The sequence below is a fragment of the Streptomyces sp. CA-249302 genome (genome assembly GCF_050936785.1).
Taxonomy (GTDB): Bacteria; Actinomycetota; Actinomycetes; order Streptomycetales; family Streptomycetaceae; genus Streptomyces.
In genome coordinates this window covers 3,427,541-3,451,921 of the sequence record NZ_JBNJMG010000001.1, presented here as the reverse complement: position 1 = coordinate 3,451,921, position 24,381 = coordinate 3,427,541, and the positions used below count along the sequence as shown (strand labels likewise).

At 73.0% G+C, this 24,381-nt stretch carries 17 protein-coding genes and 1 pseudogene; 3 read left to right on the top strand and 15 right to left on the bottom strand.

Going from position 1 to position 24,381, the window contains the following annotated elements; genetic code table 11:
- Positions 1 to 410: 410 nt before the first annotated feature.
- On the top strand, positions 411 to 1,322 hold the full coding sequence (locus ACQEWB_RS15510) for a DUF4231 domain-containing protein (RefSeq protein ID WP_432831214.1): 912 nt from the start codon (positions 411 to 413) through the stop codon (positions 1,320 to 1,322).
- Positions 1,323 to 1,342: 20 nt separating this feature from the next.
- Here the strand turns inward: ACQEWB_RS15510 and ACQEWB_RS15505 are convergent, their stop codons facing one another.
- From ACQEWB_RS15505 to ACQEWB_RS15470, 8 genes are all read right to left on the bottom strand, one after another.
- Positions 1,343 to 1,858: a hypothetical protein gene (locus tag ACQEWB_RS15505; RefSeq protein ID WP_432831212.1), complete on the bottom strand. Its 516-nt coding sequence runs from the start codon at positions 1,856 to 1,858 to the stop codon at positions 1,343 to 1,345.
- 61 nt (positions 1,859 to 1,919) lie between these two features.
- Positions 1,920 to 3,344, bottom strand: coding sequence for a GAF domain-containing protein (locus tag ACQEWB_RS15500; protein ID WP_432831210.1), 1,425 nt, complete (start codon positions 3,342 to 3,344; stop codon positions 1,920 to 1,922).
- 19 nt (positions 3,345 to 3,363) lie between these two features.
- Positions 3,364 to 4,401: a rod shape-determining protein gene (locus tag ACQEWB_RS15495; RefSeq protein ID WP_360822981.1), complete on the bottom strand. Its 1,038-nt coding sequence runs from the start codon at positions 4,399 to 4,401 to the stop codon at positions 3,364 to 3,366.
- Positions 4,402 to 4,599: 198 nt separating this feature from the next.
- The gene (locus tag ACQEWB_RS15490) at positions 4,600 to 6,252 is read right to left on the bottom strand and encodes an HAD family hydrolase (RefSeq protein ID WP_432831207.1); all 1,653 of its coding nucleotides are present in this window, start codon (positions 6,250 to 6,252) and stop codon (positions 4,600 to 4,602) included.
- Positions 6,249 to 9,308, bottom strand: coding sequence for an SAV_2336 N-terminal domain-related protein (locus tag ACQEWB_RS15485; protein ID WP_432831205.1), 3,060 nt, complete (start codon positions 9,306 to 9,308; stop codon positions 6,249 to 6,251). The genes ACQEWB_RS15490 and ACQEWB_RS15485 overlap by 4 nt, the downstream gene beginning before the upstream one ends.
- A complete protein-coding gene (locus tag ACQEWB_RS15480; protein WP_432831203.1) occupies positions 9,298 to 10,317 on the bottom strand; it encodes an AAA family ATPase in 1,020 nt (339 codons plus the stop codon). Before ACQEWB_RS15480 ends, ACQEWB_RS15485 begins: the two co-directional genes overlap by 11 nt.
- Positions 10,318 to 10,349: 32 nt before the next feature.
- Entirely contained in the window at positions 10,350 to 12,056 is a 1,707-nt protein-coding gene (locus tag ACQEWB_RS15475) for a trypsin-like peptidase domain-containing protein (protein WP_432831201.1), read from the bottom strand.
- Positions 12,057 to 12,058: 2 nt separating this feature from the next.
- Positions 12,059 to 12,430, bottom strand: a complete 372-nt coding sequence (locus ACQEWB_RS15470) for a CU044_2847 family protein (protein ID WP_432831199.1) — start codon at positions 12,428 to 12,430, stop codon at positions 12,059 to 12,061.
- Positions 12,431 to 12,671: 241 nt separating this feature from the next.
- Between ACQEWB_RS15470 and ACQEWB_RS15465 the strand changes: the two genes are divergently transcribed.
- Positions 12,672 to 16,283 (top strand): S8 family serine peptidase, encoded by a 3,612-nt coding sequence (locus ACQEWB_RS15465; protein ID WP_432831197.1) that lies wholly within the window; start codon positions 12,672 to 12,674, stop codon positions 16,281 to 16,283.
- Between the two features lie 108 nt (positions 16,284 to 16,391).
- Here ACQEWB_RS15465 and ACQEWB_RS15460 read toward each other — a convergent pair whose 3' ends face one another.
- The 3 genes from ACQEWB_RS15460 to ACQEWB_RS15450 form a co-directional block, all read right to left on the bottom strand.
- Positions 16,392 to 17,831, bottom strand: a complete 1,440-nt coding sequence (locus tag ACQEWB_RS15460) for a carboxyl transferase domain-containing protein (RefSeq protein ID WP_432831195.1) — start codon at positions 17,829 to 17,831, stop codon at positions 16,392 to 16,394.
- Positions 17,824 to 19,302 carry an acyl-CoA synthetase gene (locus tag ACQEWB_RS15455; protein ID WP_432831193.1) on the bottom strand — a complete coding sequence of 493 codons (1,479 nt, stop codon included), beginning with the start codon at positions 19,300 to 19,302 and terminating at the stop codon, positions 17,824 to 17,826. The genes ACQEWB_RS15460 and ACQEWB_RS15455 overlap by 8 nt, the downstream gene beginning before the upstream one ends.
- Positions 19,303 to 19,417: 115 nt before the next feature.
- Positions 19,418 to 20,488: a MerR family transcriptional regulator gene (locus ACQEWB_RS15450; RefSeq protein ID WP_432843831.1), complete on the bottom strand. Its 1,071-nt coding sequence runs from the start codon at positions 20,486 to 20,488 to the stop codon at positions 19,418 to 19,420.
- A gap of 144 nt (positions 20,489 to 20,632) precedes the next feature.
- Here ACQEWB_RS15450 and ACQEWB_RS15445 point away from each other — a divergent pair, with 144 nt between their 5' ends.
- Positions 20,633 to 21,505, top strand: a complete 873-nt coding sequence (locus tag ACQEWB_RS15445) for a hypothetical protein (protein WP_432831191.1) — start codon at positions 20,633 to 20,635, stop codon at positions 21,503 to 21,505.
- Between the two features lie 7 nt (positions 21,506 to 21,512).
- Here the strand turns inward: ACQEWB_RS15445 and ACQEWB_RS15440 are convergent, their stop codons facing one another.
- The 4 genes and pseudogenes from ACQEWB_RS15440 to ACQEWB_RS15425 form a co-directional block, all read right to left on the bottom strand.
- Positions 21,513 to 22,112, bottom strand: a complete 600-nt coding sequence (locus tag ACQEWB_RS15440; protein WP_432831189.1) for a hypothetical protein — start codon at positions 22,110 to 22,112, stop codon at positions 21,513 to 21,515.
- Positions 22,087 to 22,917: an FkbM family methyltransferase gene (locus tag ACQEWB_RS15435; RefSeq protein ID WP_432831187.1), complete on the bottom strand. Its 831-nt coding sequence runs from the start codon at positions 22,915 to 22,917 to the stop codon at positions 22,087 to 22,089. Before ACQEWB_RS15435 ends, ACQEWB_RS15440 begins: the two co-directional genes overlap by 26 nt.
- Before the next feature lie 323 nt (positions 22,918 to 23,240).
- Positions 23,241 to 23,459 (bottom strand): annotated as a pseudogene (locus ACQEWB_RS15430) (Trm112 family protein); the annotation flags it as partial.
- A complete protein-coding gene (locus ACQEWB_RS15425) occupies positions 23,456 to 24,364 on the bottom strand; it encodes a hypothetical protein (RefSeq protein WP_432843829.1) in 909 nt (302 codons plus the stop codon). The gene ACQEWB_RS15425 and the pseudogene ACQEWB_RS15430, both read right to left, overlap by 4 nt.
- Positions 24,365 to 24,381 lie beyond the last annotated feature (17 nt).

Genomic DNA, 24,381 nt, shown 5'->3' with positions numbered 1-24,381 from the left:
AGATCGCACCGGCTGTGAATCTTGAGGACGAACTGTCGGAGCGGAGTGCCTGTCACTTTTGAAGTGTAGGGACTAGAGAGCCGAGTCGAAGGTGATCGGTTTGGCAGGACGCCCGCCGGGGATTTCCGTCAACCGCCCCATGAGCCTCCTGGTCACCGCGCAATTCGGATCGATGGCCGAGAGGGGCGTGTGCCGCCTGCTCCGTGGCCGTGGGGCGGCGGCAGTCGCGCACGTGGATGCGTTCACCGAAAGATTCATGGCCGTCTTGCTCCCTCATCTTCTGGCTGGGTGTGCGGAACATACACGAAGTACAGGTACGGCGACGCTCAACTTCCCTTACACCTGCACTGTGTTCGGAGCGCAATGAAACGGGGCACCCTTCCGGAGGGCCATTATCACGGGGGACGGCAATGGGGGCCGCGACACCTGAACCCAGCGCGACGCCGATCGAAGATGATCTGCCGACGCTCTATCGTGTCAACGATCGTTGGGCGTTGAGCCGGCAGAGTGAATCCTTTCGGTCCGTACGCGCACAGTTGCTCGTCCTGATGCTGGCCACAGTTGCCGCCATGGCTGCCGAACACATGGGCGGCCATGCAATGGCTGCCGTGGCCGCCACCCTCTATGCGCTGACGATCGCCCTGGGACTCGAAAGCGCCCGTCGACGTGCCGGGGTGCACTGGCAGGCGCATCGCGAGGCGGCCGAGACCGTCAAGTCACTGGCCTGGCAGTACATGGTGCACGGGGGGCCTTTCCACTCCGGTGTCGTCGCCCCCGAGGCGTTGTTCACCGGATTGCTGGACCGGCGGTTGCGGGATCTGCTCAAGGTCGGCTGGCAGGACACCCGGCCCGCTGCCGACCTCGATTCCGTCCAGGTCACCGCGGCCATGCGGGTGGTACGCGGCCGGGCGTTCGACGCGCGCAGAGACATCTATCTGCGCAACCGCCTGGTGGAACAGCTCATTTGGTACCGGAACCGGGCGGTACGGGCCCAACGCGCCTGCGTCCGCTGGTCGGTGGTCACCAGCGCACTGACCGGTCTCGCCCTGGCCGCGGCCGTGCTGAAGGCCTTCGGCATGTTCGGCGGCTGGGATCTGACCGGCCTGCTGAGCGCGGCCGCGGCGGCCGGTGTGGCGTGGCAGGAGGCGCGCAGCCACCGTCCGCTGATGTACGCGCACTCTCTCGTCGAACGGGACCTGGAGATCCTGCGGGTGACGATGGAGACGAGGGTCACGGAGGAGACGTGGGCCGAGGCTGTGGCCGAGGTCGAGCGGGTCGTGTCCCCGCAGCACACGCACTGGCTGGCGCGGTTCGGGCGCTGAGCGGCACAGGCCCCGGGGGTTCAGCCCCGCGACACCCCCGGCACCCAGAGCACCACCACCGCGACACCCGCGTGCCGCGCGTATTCGACGACGTCGCCCGTGCCGCCCGGGCCGAGAGCCGGACGTCCGTCCCAAACGGCGATCAGCAGGTCGCAGTGGTCCACGATCCAGCAGCCCGCTGCGAAGTAGGCCTGCTCGTGGGTGGGTTCGAGGGGCATGTCCACCCGTGTGCCACAGGACCCGAGCAGTCTGCGGTACCCGGCGCGCGTCTCCGCGTCGCCGAGGTGGCTCTCATACTCCGTGCCGTTCATGCCGGGGATCACGGCTGTGACCTGCACCCCCTCGTCCAGGGCGATGTCCGCGAAGAGTTGGTCGGCCCCGGCCGCGAGGCTGGTCAGGGCCTCCAGGTCCGCGCCGCTCAGCAGCTTCCGGATGCCCTCGCGTACGGATGGAAGCACGGCGGCGGGCAGGATGCGGTGGCCGGTGACGCCGATCCGGGTGGGTTCGGCCGGGCGGGGCACGTCCGTACGCGGCACGGGTAACGTCCCTTCGTCGTCGGTGCTCCTCAAACTAACCGCTGCCCCCGACCGGCGCGGATCACAGGGGCGCCTGCCAGGTCACCGTGGTGCCCGCGCCGCCGTCGCCGTGGTCCGCCCCGCTGTCCTCGTCCGCCCCGTCGTCGTACACCATCAGCCGCACCCCCTCCCGTCCGTCCGGCAAGGTCGCCGTCGCGTCGACCGTGACCTCGACGCGGGAGACGTCCGGGCGGCGGCAGGTGGCGGTGAGGGCGCGGCGGAGGGCGGTGAGGAGTTGGGTGGCCGCCTGGTCCGGGACGCGGGTGTCGACCGCGCCCGTGAACCGGGTGGAGGGCTTGAAGCCGAGCAGGGCCGCCGCAGCCGCCGTCTCCCGAAGTACCTTGCCGCGGAAGGTGGTCGGGGCTTCGGCGGGTGGCTGTTGCAGGGCGAAGATGGTCGTCCGTACTTCCTGGATGGTCGACTGGAGTTCGTCGACCGCCTTGCCGAGGGTGTCGTGGACGGCGGTGTCGGTGCTCCGGCGCTGGCAGGACTCCAGCATCATGCCGGTGGCGAACAGCCGTTGGACGACGAGGTCGTGCAGGTCGCGGGCGATGCGGTCGCGGTCCTCGAAGACGGCGAGGCGCTCCCGGCTGTGCTGGGCGTCGGCGAGGACCAGGGCCACGGCGGCCTGCGAGGCGAACTGGGTGGCCAGCAGCCGTTCGACGGGGGTGTACGGGCGGTCGCCGCGCCGCCGGGGCAGGGCGAGGGTGCCGATGAGCCGGCCGTCGGCCTGCAACGGCAGCATCATGCTGGGCCCGAACCGGTGCCGTACATGCGTCGTCATCCTCGGGTCGGTCGCCGAGTCGTCGATGAACACCGGTTCCCCGCCCAGGAGTTGGACGAGGACCGGACTCCCCGGCCGGATGGTCGTACCGACGATGTCGCCCGGGTCCTCGTACGTCGAAGCGGCCACGATTTCCATGCCGCCCTCCTCGGTGGGCTGGAGGATGACTCCCGCGTCGGCGTCGGCGAGGATGCGGGCGCGTTCGGCGACCGTCATCAGGGCGTCGGCGGCCCGCTCGCCGGTGAGCAGGGCGGTGGTGACGGCGGCGGCACCCTCGATCCAGCGCTCGCGCTGCCGGGCCGCCTCGTACAGGCGGGCGTTGCCGATGGCGATGCCGGCCTGGACGGCGAGGACGTGCAGCAGCTGCTCGTCCTCGGCGGTGAACGGGGAGCCGTCCGCCTTGCCCGCCAGATACAGGTCGCCGAACTCCTCGTCCTGCACCCGGATCGGCACACCGAGGGCGTCCGGTGTCCGCGGCGCGGCCGAGGCGGTGCGGATCTCCAGGAGCCCGTCCTGCCCCGGATCCCTGGTGGCGAGGGCCGCGTACCGGGCGCCGGTGAGCTCGGCGGCGCTGTCCACGATGTGCTGGAGGGTGGTGCGCAGTTCGAGGTCCGTACCGACGGTGAGGACGGCTTCGAGGAGGGGCGGGAGGGGCTCGGGCATGCTGTGTTCTTACAGCGGTTCAGGTGGCCAGCGGGTCGAGCACCAGCGGCTCGATCTTGCCCTCCAGCATGTAGCCGAGGCCCTGTACGGCGCACACGTCCGGTCGCTCGGCGATGTGCACCGGCATCCCGGTGGCCGCGCGGAGCATCTGGTCGAGGCCGGGGAGCAGGGCCGAGCCGCCGACCATCATGATGCCGCGGTCGGCGAGGTCGGCGACCAGGTCGGGCGGGCAGTTGCGCAGCACGCGCCCGATCCCGTCGAGCACGGCGGTCAGCGGGGTCTCGATGGCGTCCCGTACGGCGGCGGTGTCGACCTGCACGGAACGGGCGAGGCCGGTGGCGACGTCCCGTCCGTGGATCTCGGTCGAGGCGGGCCCCTGCGGGGTGAGTCCGTTGCCCGAGAGGGCGAGCTGAAGGGGCCGTACCGACTGACTCGGCAGCATCAACTCGTGCTCGTGACGCAGGTGTTGGACGATCGCGTGGTCGACAGCCTCGCCGCCCACGGGGATCCGCTCGGCGGTGACGATGGAGCCGAGGGAGAGGACCGCCACCTGGGTGGCGGCGGCCCCGCACACCATGATCATGGTCGCCTCGGGCCGTTCCACGGGCAGTCCGCATCCCACCGCGGCGGCGATGAGCGTGTCGACGAGCTCCACGCGCCGGGCGCCGAGCCCCACGAGCGTCTCGATGGCGGCGCGCTGGGCGAGCGGGTCGGCGTCGTGCGGGGTGCAGGCGGCGGCACGGAGGCGGGGCTTGCGGCGCAGGGTGCGGCGGATCTTGTCGCCGAGCAGATGCCTGAGCATCCGCTGGGCCATCTCGATGTCGACGACGGTGCCGCCGGAGACGGGCCGCATGACCCGGATGTAGTCGGGAGTACGCCCCGTCATCTTCTCCGCGAACTCGCCCACGGCGATGAGCGCGCCGGTCCGGGTGTTCACGGCGGCGACGGAGGGCTGGTCGACGACGAGTCCGGCGCCCTTCACATAGACGCGGGTCCGGGCCGCCCCCAGGTCGACGGCGAAATGGCAGCGACGCAACTGCTCCAGACTGGCGGTCATGGCAGGTCCTCCCGAGAGCGCAGACCGTGGGGGCCGCGGGGGCGGCCGGCCTCGATTCCGTGGGGCCCACGGGTGGCGGGCCTCATTGGAATCGTGCGGGGGTGGGGGAGGGGGCGCCGCTTGTAGGGGGCCGGGTGGGGTGCCGCTGAATGGGCGGTTTTGTCAGATATGTCTGATGTAAAGGTAGTTTAAAGGCCGTCAGATGGCGCGTGCGGCTTCGAGGAGGGGTTCGAGCGAAGGGACCGTCAGATCGGCGGTCGCCGTGCGCAGCTGGGAGTCCTTGGCGTAGCCGATACGGCGCAGGCCGAGGCCCTCGGCGGCCTGGAGTTCCGCGTTGGACGAGCTGATCAGGAGCCCCGCGCGCGGCGCCGTGTCAGGGGACCGGAACGAGTGCAGCAGCCGGTCCGGATTCGGCATCAGCGGGGCCAGCCACTTCTTGCGGCCCTGCACGCCGTCCACCGCGATCGTGCACCTCTCCAGGAAGAGCTGCACGGCATCCGGGGAGCAGTCCGTGACCACGACCACCCGACGACCGGACTCGCGCAGGGCGGCGACCAGGGGCTCGGCATGCGCGGTGGGCATGGCCTTGGCGGCGGCCCGCAGTTCGAGTTCGTCCAGCCGGGCGCGCAGGCGCGGGGCGAGCGGGTGGTCGGCGAAGGCGCGTAGCACGTCCAAGGGGTGCACGATCCCCTCCCGGAGGGAGATCGACCCGTCCTCTCCCGTGCCGGTGAGGGACCGGCCCGCCAGGGCGTCCGTGGGATCACGGTCCTCGACGACCAGGGACAGGAGGTCGAGTGCGGCGGTGCGCGCGGCGGCCTTTGAGAAGAGGCGGGTGAGGGGGCCGTCGAAGCCGATCAGGACGGTCTCGGCGCCGCGCAGGAGGAGGGTGAGGGGGGTGGAGAAGGCCGACTGCTGCGGGGTGGGCCCGGGGGTGCCACCCTGCGGGACCAGCAGGACCGAGTGCGACACGGTCAGCCCCGTCACCGGCCAGTGCCGCAGCCCTTCATGCAGGGCGTGCTGGGCGGAGCCGGCGCGACGGAGGGGGTGGCGGCGGGTGATTCGGGCGCCGTCCTTGAGGAAGTGGTCGAGGAGGCGTTCCGCGACGATGGGGGGCGCGTCCCGTACGTAGGCGACCGGATCGCCGACGTGCCAGGACAGCTCCAGGAACGCGGCGAAGGCGCCACCACCCGAACTCGGCAGCGCGACCTCGTAGTTGGCGTGGTGGGTGGTCAGGTCCACCTCGTAGTACGTCGTGCGCCGCGGCGGGCGTTTGCCCCACGGGTGGGCCGGGTTGAGGAGGGCGAGGGGGCCGTCGGGCTGGGTGTGCACGATGGCGGTGGTGCCGGGGTCGGGGGTGTCGAGGCGGGCGAGGTCGGGGGTGGTGTAGGGGCCGCGGATCAGGTCGCCGGGGTCGGGGCCCAGGTACTCCGGTTCGGTCGGCGGGAGGTGGAGGGGGCAATACCAGGCGACCGGGGGAGTGGTCGCGGCGTCGAGGTACAGGGGCTGGAAGGCGACGACGTCGAAGGGGACCCCGTTGTCGCCGAGTTCCTCGAACAGCGCGGGAGAGACGACGACCAGGACGTCCGCGTCGGAGCCCTCCAGGACGCTCTGTGCATCGGGAGACAGGGCGGGCTGGTCGGGGTTTGCGAACCAAGGGGCGTGCCAGAAGGTCACCCGGAACGGCGGAGGATCCGCCAAGTCGGCCAGGACGTCAGGGAGTTCGTGCAGTACGGCGCCGAGCACCGGGAGCACGTCGGCCTCGGGCTCGGTGAGGACGACGTAGCCGTCGGGGCGGGCGAGGACCTCGTACTGGTGCGGGGCGAGTTCGCCCCGGGAGAGGAGTCCGGTCACCGCGCGGCCGAGGGTGTGCCGGGCCTGTTCGTGTTCGTCGAGGCCGGGGGCCTCGAAGACGATGGTGGGGCGGGGCGGTAGGAGGAGGCGCGCAGGTCGCGGTAGAGCTCGTGGAGGGCGGGGTCGACCGGGTCGCTGTGCCGGCTGTCGAGTTGTGCCGTGTAGGCCTCGTACGACTCGATGGCCTCGCCGATCCGGCCCGTGCCCTGGAGCGCCAGCATGTGGAGTCGGCGGATGTCCTCGCGGTCGGGGTGTTCCTGGAGGAGGGCGGCGAGGTCGGTGGTGGCGCGATCGAAGTCGCCCAGTTCCAGGTCGAGTTCGGCGCGGGTGATGCGGAGGGTGAGGTGGAGGGTGCGGAGCCGGGCACGGGTGGCCTTGGCGGCGGGGCCGGGGACGTCGGCGAGGGGATCGCCGTGCCAGAGCGACAGGGCCACCTGGGTCCGGGCACGTCGGGTCCCGGGGTTCGGGGTGCGGACGGGGTGCGCCCGGAGGGCGAGGAGTTCCTCGCAGCGGAGCACATCGATGAAGGCGCCCGGGATGTGCAGGGCGTAGCCGTCGGCGAGGGACGCGAGGGTGCCGGGGCCCAGGCGTCGGAGTACCTCCGTGCACAGTACGTCGATGCGGCGGACAGCCTCGTCGTCGGCGGGTGGTTCGTCCCACAATCCCTGGGTGAGCTCCTCGTACGTCACCCGCCGCCCCTGTTTGAGGACCAGCATGCACAGCAGCGCCTGGGCCTCGGACACGGGCACCAGGACGGGCTCGTCACCGAGGGTGATCTCCAGCGGCCCGAGCAGCGTGAAGCGCAGGGACCGCACCCCGCCGCTCTCCAGTACGGCCCCGACCTCGCCCGGGATCAGGTCCAGGACCGACCGGCGTACGGACTCCGCGTCGGCACCCAGGTCGACGGCGATCCGCTGGAACAGCGGCCGGTACTCGTCCGGGATCTCCGTATGCAAGGTCAAGTACCTGAGCAGCGTGCTGAGTTCATGGAAGTCGGCCGCCGCGTCCCAGTCGCCCGACTCGTCGCCCAGAGCCAGGCGGTCGATCACGACGGTGCCGTCAGGCCTCAACAGCAGCCCGTTCGAGCCCCGTTGGCCGCGCACCAGGCCCCAGCGGTGCAGGACGGCCAGTCCTTCCGTCATGTGGAGCGCCAGGCGGGCCAGCACGCCGAAGGAGACCCCTGGACCGCTGCCCTGCTCCAGCTCGGCAAGGGTCACCCCGTCCACGAACTCCGCGACCAGGTACGGCGTTTCACCCTCCACACCCCAGTCCAGCACCGGGACCACGTTCGGGTGCCGCAGCCCCGCCAGCGTCTCCGCCTCCCCCAGGAAGCGCGCCGCCGCGTCCGCCTGCTCCGGGTGAAGATGCACCACCACCGGCCGCTCGCCTCGTACATCCACGGCCTCCCACACCCGCCGCCCCCGCCCCCGCGGCCTGACCAGCCGATACCGCTCCCCGAGCAGTTCCGGTGACGTATCGGGGCGCTGCCCTCCGACCCGCGCCGAGGAGCCCCCTTCCACCCCGCCGCCCAACCGCCGTACCGTCTCCTCCCGCACCGTGGCGATGGCCCCGTCCTCGCCCCCGCGCACCTCCGCCCGGAATTCCCCCGCCCTGACGCCCGCCTGCTCGTCGATCAACTCGCCGACCTGCGCCAGGAATTCACGCGTCCGCCCCCGAGCCGTCCGGGGCAGCGAGCGGAGCAGCAGGTCCCGTACGCCCGGGCGGAAGTCGTACGACCCCGGCGGTCCCGCAACCGTCGTCAGCATGCCGCTGAGGATGATCTCGGCCAGGTGCTGGGGGCGTGGGCTGTGTTCCAGGGCGCGTTGGACCAGGCGCATCACCGGGAGGGAGGGGGCGGCCAGGGCGAGGTGGCCGGCGAGGCGGAAGGCCTCCGGGGAGGCGGTGGAGCGGAAGTGGAGGACCAGGTCCTGGGGCGGGAGGGAGGCGATGTCCGGGGCGGAGGGCTCGGGCGAGGGGGTGGGACGGGTGCGGAGCGGGGCCGCCGCGCCGGGGGTGTGGGCGCCGCCGGGGGAGGCGACGAGGGTGGCCCAGTTCGCCAGCCAGGACGGGCCCGGTTCCAGAACCGGCAGAGCGGTAGGGGCTGTTGGGGCGTCCGGATCGTACGGGGTGAAGGTCAGCCGGGTGGTCGGGGCCGCCGCTCTCGGCGCGGCGAACAGGCCCGGCTCGGCCGGGAGGGCCGTGGTGGACCAGAGGTGTTCGGGGAGCGGCTGGAGTACGGCGACCGGCATCCGGCTCGCCCAGTGGTGGAGGGTGCGGTACCAGCGGTCGCCCGTCGGGCCGGGGCGCCACTGCGGGCCCATGCAGTCGCTGACGATCAGGGTGACCGTGCGGCCGTCGGAGGGGTCAGGGACGTGCCGGGCGCGGCCGTCGGGGCCGGCCGGGTGCAGGGTGATCGCGCGGAAGATGCCCGACTGGGCGAGCGTGGTGTGCAGTTCGCGCACCAGGGGGCGCCAGACCGGCATCGTCGGGCCGGTGTCGTACACGAGGTTGAGGCGCAGCCAGCGGTCGGGGGCCGGGCGCAGTACGGGCAGCCAGGCGTCGGGGCGGGCGCCGAGCCGGGCGATGCGATCGGCGGTGGCGTGCTCGTCGAGGACGCGGTCGCGGAGGGAGGGGACCTTGCGTTTGAGGGGGCGCAGCGCGCGTTGCAGGGCGAGGGGGTGGTGGAGCATCGGAGGTGCGGGGGCGAGGAGTTGAGCGCCGGGTGGATCGTGCGGGGCGCGGGACGGGGGCCCGGGGAGGTGGAGGGGGACGCGGCCGTCGGGGGTGGGTGGGGGCGACTGGTGCGGTGGCGGGGGAGGGGCGGGTTCGGGGGGTACGGCGGTGGGGGTGGGGGCGGGTGGACGGGCGCCCGGGTGCGGCTGAGCGGTCGACGCCCCGTCGCGGCCCTCTGTACTCTCCGGCGCCAACTGCCGGGCCAGCCAGAGCAGTTCGGCAAGCTCGCGGGTGGTGGGCCCGGCCTCACCGGCCGAGTCGGCCCCCGCGGCGGCACGCAGAATCTCGGCGAGCCGTCCGACGGAGCCCCCTTCAGAGTCCATCGCCGTCCGCCGCCGCGCTCAGATACGGCATCAGCTGGTCCGCCAGTTCCTCCCGCGAGCCCGCCTCCAGACCCGCCACCCCCGTCAGATAGATCGCGTTCAGCAGCTGGTCGGTGGCGAGCTCACCCGTGCCCGAGCGTTCCAGGAACTCCTCGATGAGGGACTCGGCCCGGTCGTCAGGGGCGCCCAGGTGGGCTCGGACGATGTCGGTGAGTTGTTCGCGGCCGGGGCGGCGCAGCTTCAGGCGGACGCAGCGGCGCAGGAAGGCGGGCGGGAACTCGCGTTCGCCGTTGCTGGTGAGGACGACGAAGGGGAAGGCCTGGCAGCGGACGCGGCCGCGGGACACGGTGACCGGTGTGTCCGTGCCGTCGGCCAGGACGTCGGCCGTGCCGGCGGTGGAGTGGCGGGCGGCGCGGACCAGTTCGGGGATCTCGTACTGGCCCTCCTCAAGGACGTTCAGCAGGTCGTTCGGCAGATCGAGGTCGCTCTTGTCGATCTCGTCGACCAGGAGGGCGCGGGGGCGGTCGTAAGGAAGGAGCGCGGTGCCGAGGGGGCCGAGGCGCAGGTGGTCCTCGACGCCGCCGCGCAGCCGTTCGCCGGCCTCCGCGCCGGGGCGCGCCGCGTACAGCCGGGACAGGGGGTCGTACTGGTAGAGGCCGTCGGCGAGGGTGCTGCGGCTGGTGATGTTCCAGCGCAGCACGGGGCCCAGGCGCAGCTCGCGCGCCACCGCGTACGCCAGCGAGGACTTGCCGGTGCCGGGCGGGCCGGTGACGAGGAGCGGACGGCGCAGGCAGAGTGCCGCGTTGACGAGCTGGATGCTTTCCGGCGTGGCCACGTACGTCTTCGCGCGGTGCACCCGGTCCGGTGAGATCGCCGCCGCGTCGTCCGTCTCGCCGGGCGGCGGCAGCGCGGGTCCGCCGTCGAACGCGCGCCAGGGCGGCGGCTCGGGCAACTCCGCGATGCCGTCGTGCGGTTCGCTGTTGCCGGTGTAGACGGACCAGTGCGGCATGGGGCGGGTCTCCGGTCTCCGGGCGGGGGCGGTCAGGCGATGGGGGAGCGCAGGTGTACGGCTGCGGTGTGCTCGTCGGTGAAGCAGCGCGGGTCGTCCCACAGCAGCTGGATGTCCCGCGCCCAGTGGTCCTCCTCGGCGTCGGCCTCCTCGCGCAACGCCAGTACCGTGCGCGGGAGTTCGGCGGGCGGCACATGCGCGAACCGGGCGTCGAGCGCGTCCAGGAACGCCGTGCCCGGGCAGCCGTCCGCGCCCGCGCACCCCGTGTCCCCCTGGGTTTCGCAGCCGCGGCGCGACCACACGATCACCGGGGCCGGCGCGGTGACCGACTCCTCGAAGTGCGGGCGGGTGCGGGCCCGCGGCGAGGCGGCGGCGAAGCCCGCGAGACAGGCGCCGGGCTGCCGCATCCGCTGCCGCAGCTTCATGGGGTTGTCGGGGCAGTCGCAGGCGACGCGTTGCAGCGGTGCGTCCTCGCAGGTGCGCAGCCGGTCCCAGACACGGGTCAGGACGTGCCGTTTGGCGGCCGTACGGCGAACATGATCGGTGACGACGACCGGGTAGGTGCAGCCGAGCGGGGTGGGGTCGTCCGGGGCGCTGCCCCAGCGGTCCACCGGCAGGTCGAGCCGGTCGCGGGGCAGCGCGAACGCGATCAACTCGTCGGCGCCCGGCGTCAGATACCGGAAGGCCGCCTCCACGTGGTCCTGGACGTAGGCGGGCAGCCGGTCCTCCGCCACCGTGTCCGAGGCGACCGGATGCCGACGCCGTCCGCTGTACGCCGACACCTCGACCCGGTACACGTCGCTGCCCGCGCCGCTGGGCCGCACCTCCACCAGGATCGGCGCCCATTCGGGCGAACCGCCGCTCCGGGCCGGGGCGCCCAGCAGCGCGTCCAGCCGCTCGGCGAACCGCGTCGGGGTGTCCGGGTCGTCGACCTCGCACAGTACGAACCAGGCCGCCGCCCACAGCGAGGCGAACCCCTCGGGCGGCGCGGGCGGGTCGAAGGGCCCGGCGGCGTCGCCGTACAGCCGTACCGGATCGCACTCCAGACCGGCGCGCACCGCCTGCTCGACGAGGGCGCGCAGCCGTCCGTGGTGGGCGTGGGCGTGCCCCGGGGTGGGGGCGAGGACACCGGGGGCGGGGCCGAGGACGTCGACGCCGGACCAGTACCGGCGGATGACCTCGGTGGGCATCATCCGCCCGGTGCGGACATCCCGGGCGCGGTCGGCCGCGGTGACCATGCCGACGACCTCGCCGGTGTCGACCAGGGTGACCGCGGCGCCGCTGAACCCGGCGACCAGCGGCTGGCCGTGCCCGCTCCACGCCTCCAGCTGGATCCACTCGCGGCTGATCAGGAACGGCCCCGCGGTGATGCGGTACTCGGCGAGCGTGCCCTCGTCGTACCCGGCCGGGAACCCGTACGCCACGAGCCTGCGGTCGCCGTGCGCCGCGTCGGCCGACGCGAGGGCCGCCGGGGTGATGGCGACCTCCCGGGCCAGTTCCAGGACGGCCAGATCGCCCCGGTCGGCGAGGTGACCGGCGGCCCAGCCGCCGTGCGCGACGACCCGGGCCGGGACGGGCTCGGACCCGGGGCGCTGCGGGAAGGACACCGTCAGCTCCGCCCGGTCGCCCCGCTCGACGACATGCGCGCAGGTCAGCACCTTGTCCCCGGCCACCAGAAAGCCCGCGCCGGCCACCTTGCCGCCGCACTCGATACGGGCGTGCCACTCGGCGTGGTGCATGGTCAGGCGCCGTGTGCCGCACTGCTGGGTAGGTGGCGATCCGGGTCCGGAGGCGGCGCCGGAGCCGGTGTCCACGACAACTTGACGACCAGATGCCCCTCGGCCGTGCCCTTGGCGATGAACGCGCCCGCCTCCGCGGACATCTTCACCCCGAACTCGATCTCGACCCCGTCCGGTTTGAGGCTGCCGTCCCGGAAGACCCGCAACGCGGCCTCGGCCGCCGCGCGCACCCCGTCCAGGGCGCCCTCGAAGGTGTGCGCCGCCTGGACCGTGCCGTCGCCGCGCCGGACCAGCCGGGAGCCCGGCCCCTCGTCCGCCCCCTCGACGGCGACCACGGAACCGTCGCCCATCGTGAACTCGACCACGCCTTCCATGACGCCCCCGTCCGTCGTGCCGCCCGAGCATCCCCATTCTTCCGGACGGCGTTCGGAGTTGTCCCGGTTTCCGCACCCCGCCCATGAGCACGCCGCGGCTGGCGGAAACCCGCCACAGCACCAACCCGCCACCCCCGCCCAACTCCCTTACCCCACCGGCCCCTCGACACTCTTCGCAGCACTCGGCGGCACCCGACCGCGCCCAACGGCGTTCGACGGTGCTCGACTCGGAGAGGTGTGCATGAGCAGAGGACCAGTCGGACGCGGGGCGATCCTCCTGTCGGCGGGGCTCGTGCTGGCGCTGTTGCCCACAGCGCGGGCGGGCGCACGGGACGGCACCCCCGCTCCCGTGCGCACCGCCGCGGCCACCCGCACCGTCACCCTCGTCACCGGCGACAAGGTCACCGTCACCGACCTCGGCGGCGGGAGGAAGACGGTCACCGTGCAGCGGCCCAGGGGCGCCACCGGCGCCGTGCGGACGCAGACCGACGACGGCCGGATCAGCGTCGTACCGGACGAGGCACGGCCCTATCTGCGGGCCGGTGCGCTCGATCAACGGCTGTTCGATGTCAGTGAGTTGATACGGCAGGGGCTCGCCGACGAGAAGACGGACGAGCTGCCCTTGATCGTCACGTACGAGAAGGGGGCCCGGGTCGCCACCCCGCCTGATGCCGAGCGGACACGGACCTTGGGGAGTGTCCGAGGGGCCGCCGTCGAAGCCGACAAGGGGCGGGACTTCTGGGAGGGGTTCACGCGGCAGGCCGGTGTCGAGAAGGTGTGGCTCGACGGGCGGGTCGACGCCGACATGGCCGAGAGCAACGCCCAGATCGGGACCCGGGCCGCCTGGGACGCCGGGCTGACCGGGAAAGGTGTCACCGTCGCCGTGCTCGACACGGGGGTGGACACCGGGCATCCCGACCTCGCCCAGCGGGTCTCCGTCACCAAGAGTTTCGTCGAGGGCGAGGATGCTGTCGGCGACCGCAACGGCCATGGCACACACGTCACTTCGACCGTCGGGGGAAGCGGTGCCGCCTCCGACGGGAAGGAGAAGGGCGTCGCCCCGGACGCCACCCTCGCCGTCGGCAAGGTGCTCAGCGACCAGGGGTCGGGGAGCGAGTCGCAGATCATCGCCGGTATGGAGTGGGCCGCGCGGGACGTGCACGCCAAGGTCGTGTCGATGAGCCTGGGTTCGACCGAGCCCAGTGACGGCACCGATCCCATGGCGCAGGCCGTGAACACGCTGTCGAAGGAGACCGGCGCCCTCTTCGTCGTCGCCGCCGGCAACACCGGCAGCCCCTCCTCCATCGGCTCGCCCGGCGCCGCCGACTCCGCGCTCACCGTCGGTGCCGTGGACGCGAGCGACCAGGCCGCCTACTTCACCAGCGCCGGGCCGCGTTACGGCGACAACGCCCTGAAGCCCGATCTCTCCGCCCCCGGCGTCGACATCCTCGCCGCCCGCTCCGGGCTCACCGACGGCAGCGGCTACTACACATCCATGAGCGGTACGTCCATGGCGACGCCCCACGTCGCCGGTGCGGCCGCCCTGCTCGCCCAGGAGCACCCCGACTGGACCGGCGTTCAGCTCAAGGACGCGCTGATGTCCAGTTCCAGGCAATTGGATTCCTCTGCCTACCAGTTGGGCGCGGGACGCGTGAGCGTGCCGGATGCCGTGAAGGCGAGCGTCACCGCCACCGGGAGCGCCGACCTCGGGTTCTACAGCTGGCCGTACGACGCGAACAAGCCGGTGACCAGGACCCTCACCTACACCAACACCTCCGATACGGCGGTGGAGTTGAGCCTCGCCGTGCGGGGCGCCCCGGACGGGGTCGCCACCCTCGCCGACTCCTCCCTCACCGTGCCCGCGCACGGCACCGCGTCGACGACGGTCACCGGGGACGGGTCCGAGGCGGACGTCGGGAACACCAGCGGGCAGATCGTGGCCTCCGACCGGACGACCGGAACTCCCCTCGCGCACACCGTGTTCGGCCTGGTCAAGGAGGAGGAACGGTACACACTCACCGTGCACGTCAGGGACCGGGACGGGGGCGCGACCCCCGCCGACCTGGTGGTGCAGAAGCTCGCGGCCGGCTCGGACGCCTACCCGGCGTACGTCGGCGACTCCGGCACGCTGAAGCTGCGGTTGCAGCCGGGGACGTACAGCCTCACCTCCTTCCTCGACGTACGCGGCAGCCACGGCGCCGACTCGCTCGGGCTCGGCTTCCTCGCGGCGCCTGAGGTGGACCTTGACCGGGACCGTGAAGTCACCCTCGACGGAAGACAGTTGAGGGAGGTCAGAGCCGAGGTCGGGCGGCGGACCGAGACCCGGCAGCTGCTCATGGAGTACGACCGCGACGCGGGCGGCTCCGATCTGTTCGGGGCCGTGCAGGTGCCGGTGAAGTACGACAGCGTGTTCGCCGCGCCGACGGAGAAGGTCACGCGGGGGACCTTCGAGTACCGGACCGTGTGGCGGCTCGGCAAGCCGCTCCTGGAGGTGAAGGGCGTCGGCACGGCGGTCGTCCAGGCGGGCGGCACGCTGATCGAGGGCCGGAGCCGGCTGCCGCTCGTGGACGTGGGCGACGGGCCCTTCAGTGGGGTCCGGGGCAAGGCGGTGCTCGCCCATCTCGCCGACGGGGCCGATCCGGTCGCGCTCGCCCGGGCCGCGCAGGACGCCGGGGCCAAGGCACTGTTCGTGACCGACGACGCGGCCGGGCGGCTGGGCGCCTGGTGGGGCAACGACGACAACAGCGACCGGCCGTTGCAGATCGCCACGGTGAACGCGGCGGATGCGGCGCGGCTGCGGGAGGCGAAGACGGTCGACATGACCGGTACCCGCAACACGCCCTACATGTACGACCTTTCGGAGGGCCACCGCGGGGCGATCCCGCGCCGCGATCTCACCTACGCGCCGAGCTCCCGCCAACTCGCCGTCGTCGAAACGAAGTTCCACGCCGTGAAGCCGGTGACGGACGGCGGCGAGTTCCGGTACTCGATCACCGACGCCTTCCCCATCGGGCTCGGGTTCGCGGAACGGATCGCCTACCCGGCCCAGCGGACCGACTATGTGTCCACCGGGGCCGGGCAGTTGTGGCACGAGTCGGTGACCGTCGGGGACGGGGCGCTGGAGGAACGCAGCGGGCTCGTGCGGTACGCCGGCGGGGCGCACCGCGAGCTGGACTGGTTCCGGCCCGTCTGGCATCCGTGGCTCGGGACCGGACTCGGCTGGGGGCAGCAACGGTCCGGAAACCAACTGCAGTTCAACACGCCGGGCTGGGGCGACTCGGGGCCCGACCACACCGGGTTCGGTGACGTGTGGAGCGCGGAGAGCGGGATGACCCAGACGACGGAGGTGTACATGGACGGCGGGTTGGTCGACCGGCGCACGGGCTCCGGTGCGTACGCCTGGGACGCGCCCGCCGACCAGCACACCTACAAGGTCGTCACCGACACCGCCCTCGACGCCGACCGCTGGAAGCTGTCCACCGAGGGGCACGCCGAGTGGACCTTCAAGTCGGCGGCCACACCCGCCGACCGCTGGACCTTCCTGCCGCTCATCAACCTCGCCTTCGACGTCGACACCGACCTCGCGGGCGATGTGCGGGGCGGGACGCGGGTGCCCGTCGGGGTCGGCGCGGAGTATGTGAAGGGCGCGCCCGACACCGGGACCATCGGGGATCCGCGGCTCGAAGTGTCGTACGACGACGGGAAGTCGTGGCGGACGGTGGAACTCGCCGCCGGGCACGGCAGGTTGACCGTGCCGCGCGATGCCTCCTACGTCTCCCTGCGCGCCTCCGCGAGCGACGACCGGGGCGGCTCGGTGGCGCAGGAGGTCATCCGGGCGGTGGGGGTGAAGTAGGAGAAGGGGGTACGAGACGGACGGCGCCGCCTCCACCGGAACGGGGGCGGCGCCGTTCTCACCCCCTCCGCAACGGAGGGGCGCCGTTCTCACGGATCAGGCCGGGCGTCAGACGACGCCCCGGATCACGCCCAGCTCCAGCAAGTCCTGCGGGCGGAGCCGGAGTTGGTCGGCCGTCGCCTCCACCTCCTCCGGCGGGCGTTTGAGGATGGCGGCCGCCGACTCCGGGGCGATCACCGAGAAGTAACTGTCCGGCGTGGCCCAGGTGTTGCCCGGTGCGGCGAGCGCGAGCGCCCCGCCGGAGCCGCCCTCGCCGATCACCAGGGTGGTGACCGGGGTGCGGGCGGCGGCCACGGCCGCGAAGACGTCCGCGATCGCCGCGCCCGCACCCTGCCGCTCGGCCTCCGCGTCGTTCGCGGCGCCGGGGGTGTCCACCAGGGTGAGCACGGGGATGCCGAGCCGGCCCGCGAGCCGGATCAGCCGGGCGGCGGTGCGGTACCCGGCGGGGCGGGTCGGGGTGCCGGTCTGGGCGGCGAAGGCGACGGTACGGCCGTCGTGCGCACCGAAACCGCAGAGCATGCCGGGGTCGGTGCCCCCGCAGCGGTCGCCGCTGATCGCTTCGCGGTGGGCGAAGTAGACGTCCAAGTAGGCCTCGGCACGGGGGCGTTGAGGGGAGCGGGCGTTTTGGACCGCGTCCCAGCCGGTGGTGGGGAGTTCCTGAGTGGTGAGGGCGGGTGGGAGCGGAGCCGCGTGGGGTGTCGCCGGGTTGGGTCGTGTGGCGTCTGCGGCGCCATCGTGGCTGGTCGCGCTCCGCGGCGGAGCCGCTGACTGATGCAGCCCCACGCCCCCTTGGGGCGCGTCACGAACCGTTGGCTCGGAAAGGAGCCGCAGCCATCGGCCCAGTGTCTCCCGCAGCTCCGTCAGCAGCACGACGGCGTCCACGGCCCCCGCCGCCAGTTGCCCTGCGGCCGTGTACGCCGCCGGATCTGCGTCCGGTGGGCGGACGCGGGAACCCGCGAAGCCGACCTGGGCGCCCGAGAGGGCGAGGATCACGTCGGCGCCCGCGCCCAGGGTGGCCCAGCCGCCGCCCGTCGTGGGGTCGCGGAGGACCGCGATCTGCGGAAGCCCGGCCTCCCTCGTCAGCGCCGACTGGTGGGCCACGCGCTGGAGTTGGGTCAGGGCGAGCATGCCCTCCTGCATACGGCTGCCGCCCGTGGCGATGAGCGGGACGACCGGCAGACGGTGTTCCCGGGCGTACGCGTACGCCGACTCCAGGCGGTCGCCGGTGCGTTCGCCGAGCGAGCCGCCGAGGAAGCCGAACTCGAAGGCGATCAGGACGGCTCGGGTGCCCGTGACGGTCGCCGTGCCGCAGACCACGGACTCCGTCTCGCCGGTGCGTTCGGCGGCGCGGGCGCGCGAGGTGTCGTAACCCTGCCAGGTGAGGGGGCCGTCGGGCTTGGAGTCCCTTGTCGGGTACGGGAGTTCGGTGAAGGTGGAGTCGTCGGCGACGAAGGTGACGACCTCGCGTGCGGAGCGGCGCTCAGTCACTGTGCAGGGCCCGCTTCATGATCTTCCCCATGTCGTTGCGGGGGAGGGCGGAGAGGTGGTGGACGACGCGGGGGCGCTTGTACGGGGCGAGGCGGCGGGCGACGTGATCGGCCAACTCGTCGAGTGCGGGCGGGGACTGGGGATCCACCGGCACCACCCACGCGACGACCCGCTCGCCCAGGTCCGCGTCCGGCTCCCCGGTGACGGCCGCCTCCCGTACCCCCGGATGCTCCAGCAGCGCGTTCTCGATCTCACCCGCCCCGATCTTGTAACCGCCGCTCTTGATCAGGTCGGTGGCCTTGCGGCCGACGATCCGGACGTACCCGTCGGGCTCGCGCACCGCCATGTCGCCGGTGCGGAACCAGCCGTCGGCCGTGAAGGCGGCCTCCGTGGCGTCGGGCCGGTTGAGGTAGCCGGTGAAGAGGTTCGGGCCGCGCACCTGGATCTCGCCGACGGTCTCGGAGTCGTACGAGGTGATGGGCGCCCCGTCCTCCTCGACGAGCCGCAGCTCGACGCCCGGCAGCGGTACGCCCACCGTGCCCGGACGGGCCTCGCCGTCGGCTCTCACACTGGGCCGGGGGTCCGGGGGTGTCCACCGGGACGAGCACAGCATCAGCGTCTCCGTCATGCCGTAACGCTCGATCACGCGGCGGCCGGTCGCGGCGGCGATGCGTTCGTGGTCGTGCACGGGGAGGGCGGCGGACCCGGAGACGAGCAGCCGGGCCCGGCCGAGCCCCTTGGCCAACTCCGGCTCGTCCGGCAGCACTTGGGCGATCCGGTGGTACATCGTCGGCACGCCGAACAGCATGGTCGCGCCGTCGTTCAGCTCCCGGGCCACGCCCTCGGTGGTGAAACGGCCCAGGTGCCGGACCGAACCGCCGCGCCGGAGCGGGCCCAGGATGCCCAGCACCAGGCCGTGCACATGGAACAGCGGCAGCCCGTGCACGAGCACGTCGGAGCCGGTCCACCGCCAGGCGTCGGCGAGCGCGTCCAGGGTGGTGGCGACGGCCCGGCGGGGGATGACGGCGCCCTTGGGCGGGCCGGTGGTGCCGGAGGTGTAGACGACGAGGGCGGGGTCCTCGTCGCCGACGGCGGGGGTGGGTGCGGTGCTTCCCGTGTCGTGCACGTCCACATCGACGCGCGGCAAGTCCCGTACAGGTAGAGGAAGTTCATCGCCCGGCGCCGCCAGCACCACACCCGGCGCACTGTCGGACAGGATGTGCCCGAGCTCCTTCTCGCCCGACTTCGGGTTGAGAGGTACGGCAGCCACCCCCGCCCGCAGCGCCGCGACGACGGCGACGGCAGTCTCCAGTTCGGGGGTGGCCCAGACGGCGACCCGGCCCGCGCCGCGCAACCGCTCCCCGAGGGCGCCGGAGGCCGCCGCGAGCTCCCGGTACGTCAGTGAACGCTCGCCGAACCGCAGCGCGAGCTGCTCACTCGGGCTCTCCAGGGCCGGAAAGAGAGAGGACACGCGGCGCACTCCTTGTCGTCGGGACGTGGTCGGAACCAACACCACCGTTCCTACACCAGGGCCGCCGGAATCAGTCGTCGCCGGGGCTTGATCCCGGTCACTCCCGGCGGGTGTGTCAGGTCGCGGCCACCTCCACCACGTCCGCCACCACGCAGCTCACGTTGTCCGGGCCGCCCGTCTCGTTCGCCCGGGCGATCAGGGTGCGGGTCGCTTCGGCGGGGGACGGGGCCTCGGTGAGGGTCGTGCGGATACGGGCGTCGGGGACGACGGCGGGGAGGCCGTCGGAGCAGAGGAGGTAGCGGTCGCCCGGGGTCACGTCCTGGAGGTGGAGGTCGGGGGTGGTGGTGCCGAGGGACTTGAGGAGGAGGGAGCGCTGGGGGTGGGACGTGGCCTCCTCGGGGGTGAGGCGGCCCTCGTCGATCAGGGACTGGACCACCGTGTGGTCGTGCGTGATACGGAACAGGGCGCCGTCGCGGAGCAGGTACGCGCGGGAGTCACCTATGTGGACGAGCGCCAGCCGGGAACCCGTCCAGAGCAGGGCGGTGAGGGTGGTGCCGTTCTCACCGGTGGCGTCGGCGTCGGTAGTGGCACCGGACGTCGCGTCGCGCACCGCCTCCGTCGCGCCCCGGACCGCTTCCTCCAGGACGTTCAGGATCTCGCCCGGCGGCACCTCCGCCGTGTCCAGGAAGCGCAGCGCCTCCACCGCCGCGCTGCTCGCGGGCGCGCCAGCCGGGCCGTAGCCGTCCGCGACCGCGAGCAGGCGGGTGCCCGCGTAGGCCGTGTCCTGGTTGGCGGGGCGGACCCGGCCCTGGTCCGAGTGGGCGTGGTAGCGCAGTTCCAGCATCGTCTTGTCCCTTCGGGGTGGTGCCGACAGGTGGTTGACCAGGAACTCCGCGAGGTCCCGCCGTACCACCGTCTCCGCCTCGACCCCCGCCCAGTACGCGCGGATCTCCACGGCCGCGGCCGCCGGTGCCAGCGCGCACACCTCGCGGATACGGACCAGCGGCATGCCGAGCCGGCGCAGCCAGGCCACCAGACGGGCCCGTTCCAGCTGGGCGACCGCGTAGTAGCGGTAACCGGTGTCCGGGTCGACCCGGGCGGGGCGCAGCAGGTCCAACTCGTCGTAGAGGCGCAGTGCTTTCGGGGACAGTCGGCACGCCTTGGCGAAGGCGCCGATGGTCAGCATGCGCGTCTCCACGACTCGTACACCTCGTTTCGTTCCGTACGGCGATGCTGCGGCTTCACCGAAGGGGAAGGTCAATCCGGTTGCCGTGGTTGCGGGAGGTCTGGCTAGCCTGCGAGGGATCCCGCCGGAGAGATGGAGCCTGTCGTGTCCCGTATCGCCCTCGTCACCTACGACCCCGGGTCGGAACCCAACCGAGACAGTGACCTGCCCGTTCTCCTGGACGCGCTCCGCGTGGACGGCGCCGAGGCGGACGCCGTGTGCTGGGACGACGCCGGTGTGGACTGGGGGTCGTACGACCTCGCCGTCATCCGTTCGACCTGGGACTACAGCTGGCGCGCGGCCGAGTTCGTGGAGTGGGCGGAGCGGTGCGGGAAGGTGACGCGGCTCGCGAACCCGGCCGGGGTCGTGCGGTGGAACACCGACAAGCGGTATCTCGGGGAGCTGGCGGAGGCGGGCGTGCCGGTCGTGCCGACCAGGTATCTCGCGCCCGGCGACGCGGCCGACCTGCCCGAGGGCCGGGAGTACGTCGTGAAGCCGACCTCGGGGGCGGGGGCCCGGTACGCGGCCCGGTACGCGCCGGGGGAGCGGGATGCGGCGGTACGGCATCTCGCGCGCATGCACGAGGAGGGACTCACCGCGATGCTGCAGCCGTACATGCGCGGCATCGACGCCGCCGGGGAGCGGGCACTCCAGTTCTTCGGCGGGCGCCTGCTGCACGCCAGTCGCAAACGGGCCGTGCTGAAGGCGGGCGCCGCCTACGACGCCGACAAGGTCCCGCACCCCGACCTGGAGCCATGGACCCCGACGCCGGCCGAACTCGCCGTGGCCGAGGCCGCGTTGGCCGCCGTACCGGAATCGCCCGAGCTGCTGTACGCGCGGGTGGACCTCGTCGACGGGGAGGACGGGGAGCCGCGGGTGATGGAGCTGGAGCTGGTCGAGCCGAACCTGTTCCTGTTCCTGCATCCGGGGTCGGTGGCGGTGGTGCGGGACGCGATCGTGGCGGCGGCCCCGCGCTGACGGCGGCTCACCCCGCCACCGCGACCCGCTGCAACAACCCCCAGGTGAACTCCGCCGCCACCTCCCGCCGCACCCCCGCCCCGTCCGGCGCCGCGAACGCCAGCCCCCACCGAGTCGGAGCCGTCCCCTCCAGGGGCCGGGCCGGGGCGAAGGCGCGCGCCGCCTCGTCCACGGTGCAGGACCAGGGGGTCAGGTCGTCGAGGGTCGTGAGAACCGGGCCCGCCACGCCCCGCGCCCGCACCAGCCACTCGTTCCACACCACCCCGTTCGGCGCGAGGAGCACCTCGAAGCGCAGGTCCGGCCAGAGGGGGACCGGCCAGAGGCGGGCCTCGCAGTCGAGGTCGCCGATGCGGCGGGGGACGGTGGACTCCGGCTCGCCGAGGATCGAGCGGTAGCGGGACGCGGCGGTACGAGATCGCGGCGAGTGCTGCATCGCCTGCCAACGCCTGTTGGCCTCCCGCATGTCCGCGATGGAGACGCCCAGTTCGTGTCGGGCGTCCTCCACCAGGTCCGGGTTGTGGTCGGCCATCCGGCGCAGCAGCACCAGCTGGAAGTCGAGCGGGGTGAACGGGCCGGATGAGCTAGCGGGGCGCTTGGCGGAGGGCATGGGTCCCATGGTCGCCCACGGCACTGACACCGGGGCGGCGGCCGTCCGGGAGGAAGAGGACGGAGTTCACGTAGCGGGGGCGGCTGCGGAAGGGCAGGACGCGGGGCAGCAGACCCTGGGTGACCACGTGCGCGGCGGCCTCCTGATGGGCCTCCAGCGGGAACTTCGCCAGCGGCACCCAGGTGGCGCCGGGCAGTACCCAGCCCTCGTATCCCAGCAGCGAGAGGTAGGTGACGACGGGGGAGATCGGCTGGATACGGGACTCGAGCTCGACGAAGAGCGCCGGGCGGTCGCGGGCCAGCAGGCCGGTCGCCCCGCGCAGGACGGCCAGTTCGCTGCCGTCCACGTCGATCTTGATGAAGCCGACCTCGCGCAGCCGGAGTTCGTCGAGGGTGACGCACGGGACCTCCAGCGCGTGGGCGTGGATGTCACGGCGGACCAGGGAGGACACGCCCCGGTCGCCGGCGTCGTCGGGCGGCAGCCACAGGCGGGCGATGCCCGGGCGGTCCGAGGCGGCGGCCTGGACGACCCGGACGTTCGGCGGGACGGCCGCGGTCAGGAGCCGGGCGAGATGCGGGACCGGCTCGACGGTCACCACCCGCCGGGCCCGCTGGGACAGCCGCCGCGTCCAGGGGCCGTACCAGCCGCCCACGTCCACCGCCGTCCCGCACCCGGCCGGACAGAGCTCGCCCAGCCGGGCCAACTCCGGTTCGAACCGCGGATAGACGGCCCGCGCGGCGGCGGCGACGAGGCGGGTGGGCAGCAGCGGGGCAAGGCGGGCGGCCAGGGTACGTGGCGCGGACACGGTCACGGGGCCACCCCGGGCGCCTGGGGCCCGCGACCGTCTCTGCCGCCGCGGCCGGGGTCACCGATGCGGCCGGACTCGCCGATGCCACCGCGGTCGTCGCCCCGGGCACCGCCGTCGCCGACGGTCCCGCCGCGGTCGTCTCCGCCGACACCGCCTCCGCCGGTGCCGCCGCGGTCGTCTCCGCCGACACCGCCTCCGCCGGTGCCGCCGCGGTCGCCGCCGATACCGGTGCGGCCGGACTCGCCGATGCCGGCACGGCCCTCGTCGCCGATGCCACCGCCGCCGGCTCCGCCCGTCCCGCCCCCGATATCACCGCCCCCGGCAACCCGCTTCAGCAGCTCCTCGTGCTCGTCGTCCGACACCTGCTCCCCGGACGACGGCAGCAGCTGCGGGATGCCGTCGACGATCGGGTAACGGCGGTGCAGGCGGGGGTTGTAGAGGGCCTCGGGGGTCGCCGGCCCGTCCGGTTTGAGCAGGTGCAGCGGGCCCTTGTCCAGCGGGCACGCCAGGATCCGCAGCAGCGGGTCGTCGGGGTTCATGGCGGGGTCAACTCCTTGGCACCGATGGGGGGTTGCTCGGGCGCGGTGTCGTGCTTGGGCATGGTCAGCAGCACGGAGACGGCGAGCGCCGTGCCGCCGAGCCGCAGGGCGAGCCGCAGCGGATCGTGTGGCAGCGCCTCGCCGAACGAGAGCGTGCCGAGCACCGCCGTGTACAGACAGGTCACCGTCGTGCACACCGGCACGATCAGCGAGGCCCGGCAGCGTTGCAGCGCGGCCTGCGACATGACGAGGCCGAACGCCCCGGTGAACAGCAGCAGATACGGATACGGCGACTCGAGTACGGCGACGACGGCGCCGCCCAACCCGCTGGTCGTCAGATAGCTCGACACCCCCTTGATCGCCAGCGAGCTGACGCCGTAGAGCAGGCCCACCGCGACCCCGTACTCCACGCCCGTGGTCGGCGCACGGTGCCGGTGCCGGGCCCGCCGCTCGGCGGCCCCGTACAGCCACACCCCGGCGGCCAGCGAGGGCACGCACACCAGCAGGATCAGCTGGTACGGGGCGCTCCGGCTGACCGTGTCCGAGCTCTCCTTCAGCGACAGGACGACCATCAGCAGCGCCGCCAGGATCGCCCCGAGCGCGTACCGCTCCCGCCCGGTCGTCTCCTCGCCGAGGAGCCGCGCGGAGAGCAGCACCAGCAGCACCAGGCCGGAGACGAAGATGCCCTGGGCGGCGGCGATCGGCAGCGTCCGGTAGACGGCGAGCTGCGCGCCGAACCCGGCGGCGAGGGAGAGCGAGCCGCCGATCCACAGCGGGCTGCCGAGCACCAGCCGCAGCAGCCGGGCGGGTTGACGGATCGTCACCTCGGGGAGCGAGGTGAGCGCCCGTTTCTCCAGGACGAATCCGAGGCTGTACAGGGTGTTCGCCAACAGCGCCGCGGCCACTCCCCACCACATGTCCC

Excerpts from the sequence above, each read along its gene's own strand:
- ACQEWB_RS15510 (WP_432831214.1), top strand. The coding sequence starts at position 411 with ATGGGGGCCGCGACACCTGAACCCAGCGCGACGCCGATCGAAGATGAT.
- ACQEWB_RS15500 (WP_432831210.1), bottom strand. The coding sequence starts at position 3,344 with ATGCCCGAGCCCCTCCCGCCCCTCCTCGAAGCCGTCCTCACCGTCGGT.
- ACQEWB_RS15495 (WP_360822981.1), bottom strand. The coding sequence starts at position 4,401 with ATGACCGCCAGTCTGGAGCAGTTGCGTCGCTGCCATTTCGCCGTCGAC.
- ACQEWB_RS15485 (WP_432831205.1), bottom strand. The coding sequence starts at position 9,308 with ATGGACTCTGAAGGGGGCTCCGTCGGACGGCTCGCCGAGATTCTGCGT.
- ACQEWB_RS15480 (WP_432831203.1), bottom strand. The coding sequence starts at position 10,317 with ATGCCGCACTGGTCCGTCTACACCGGCAACAGCGAACCGCACGACGGC.
- ACQEWB_RS15475 (WP_432831201.1), bottom strand. The coding sequence starts at position 12,056 with ATGCACCACGCCGAGTGGCACGCCCGTATCGAGTGCGGCGGCAAGGTG.
- ACQEWB_RS15470 (WP_432831199.1), bottom strand. The coding sequence starts at position 12,430 with ATGGAAGGCGTGGTCGAGTTCACGATGGGCGACGGTTCCGTGGTCGCC.
- ACQEWB_RS15465 (WP_432831197.1), top strand. The coding sequence starts at position 12,672 with ATGAGCAGAGGACCAGTCGGACGCGGGGCGATCCTCCTGTCGGCGGGG.
- ACQEWB_RS15450 (WP_432843831.1), bottom strand. The coding sequence starts at position 20,488 with ATGCTGACCATCGGCGCCTTCGCCAAGGCGTGCCGACTGTCCCCGAAA.
- ACQEWB_RS15440 (WP_432831189.1), bottom strand. The coding sequence starts at position 22,112 with ATGCCCTCCGCCAAGCGCCCCGCTAGCTCATCCGGCCCGTTCACCCCG.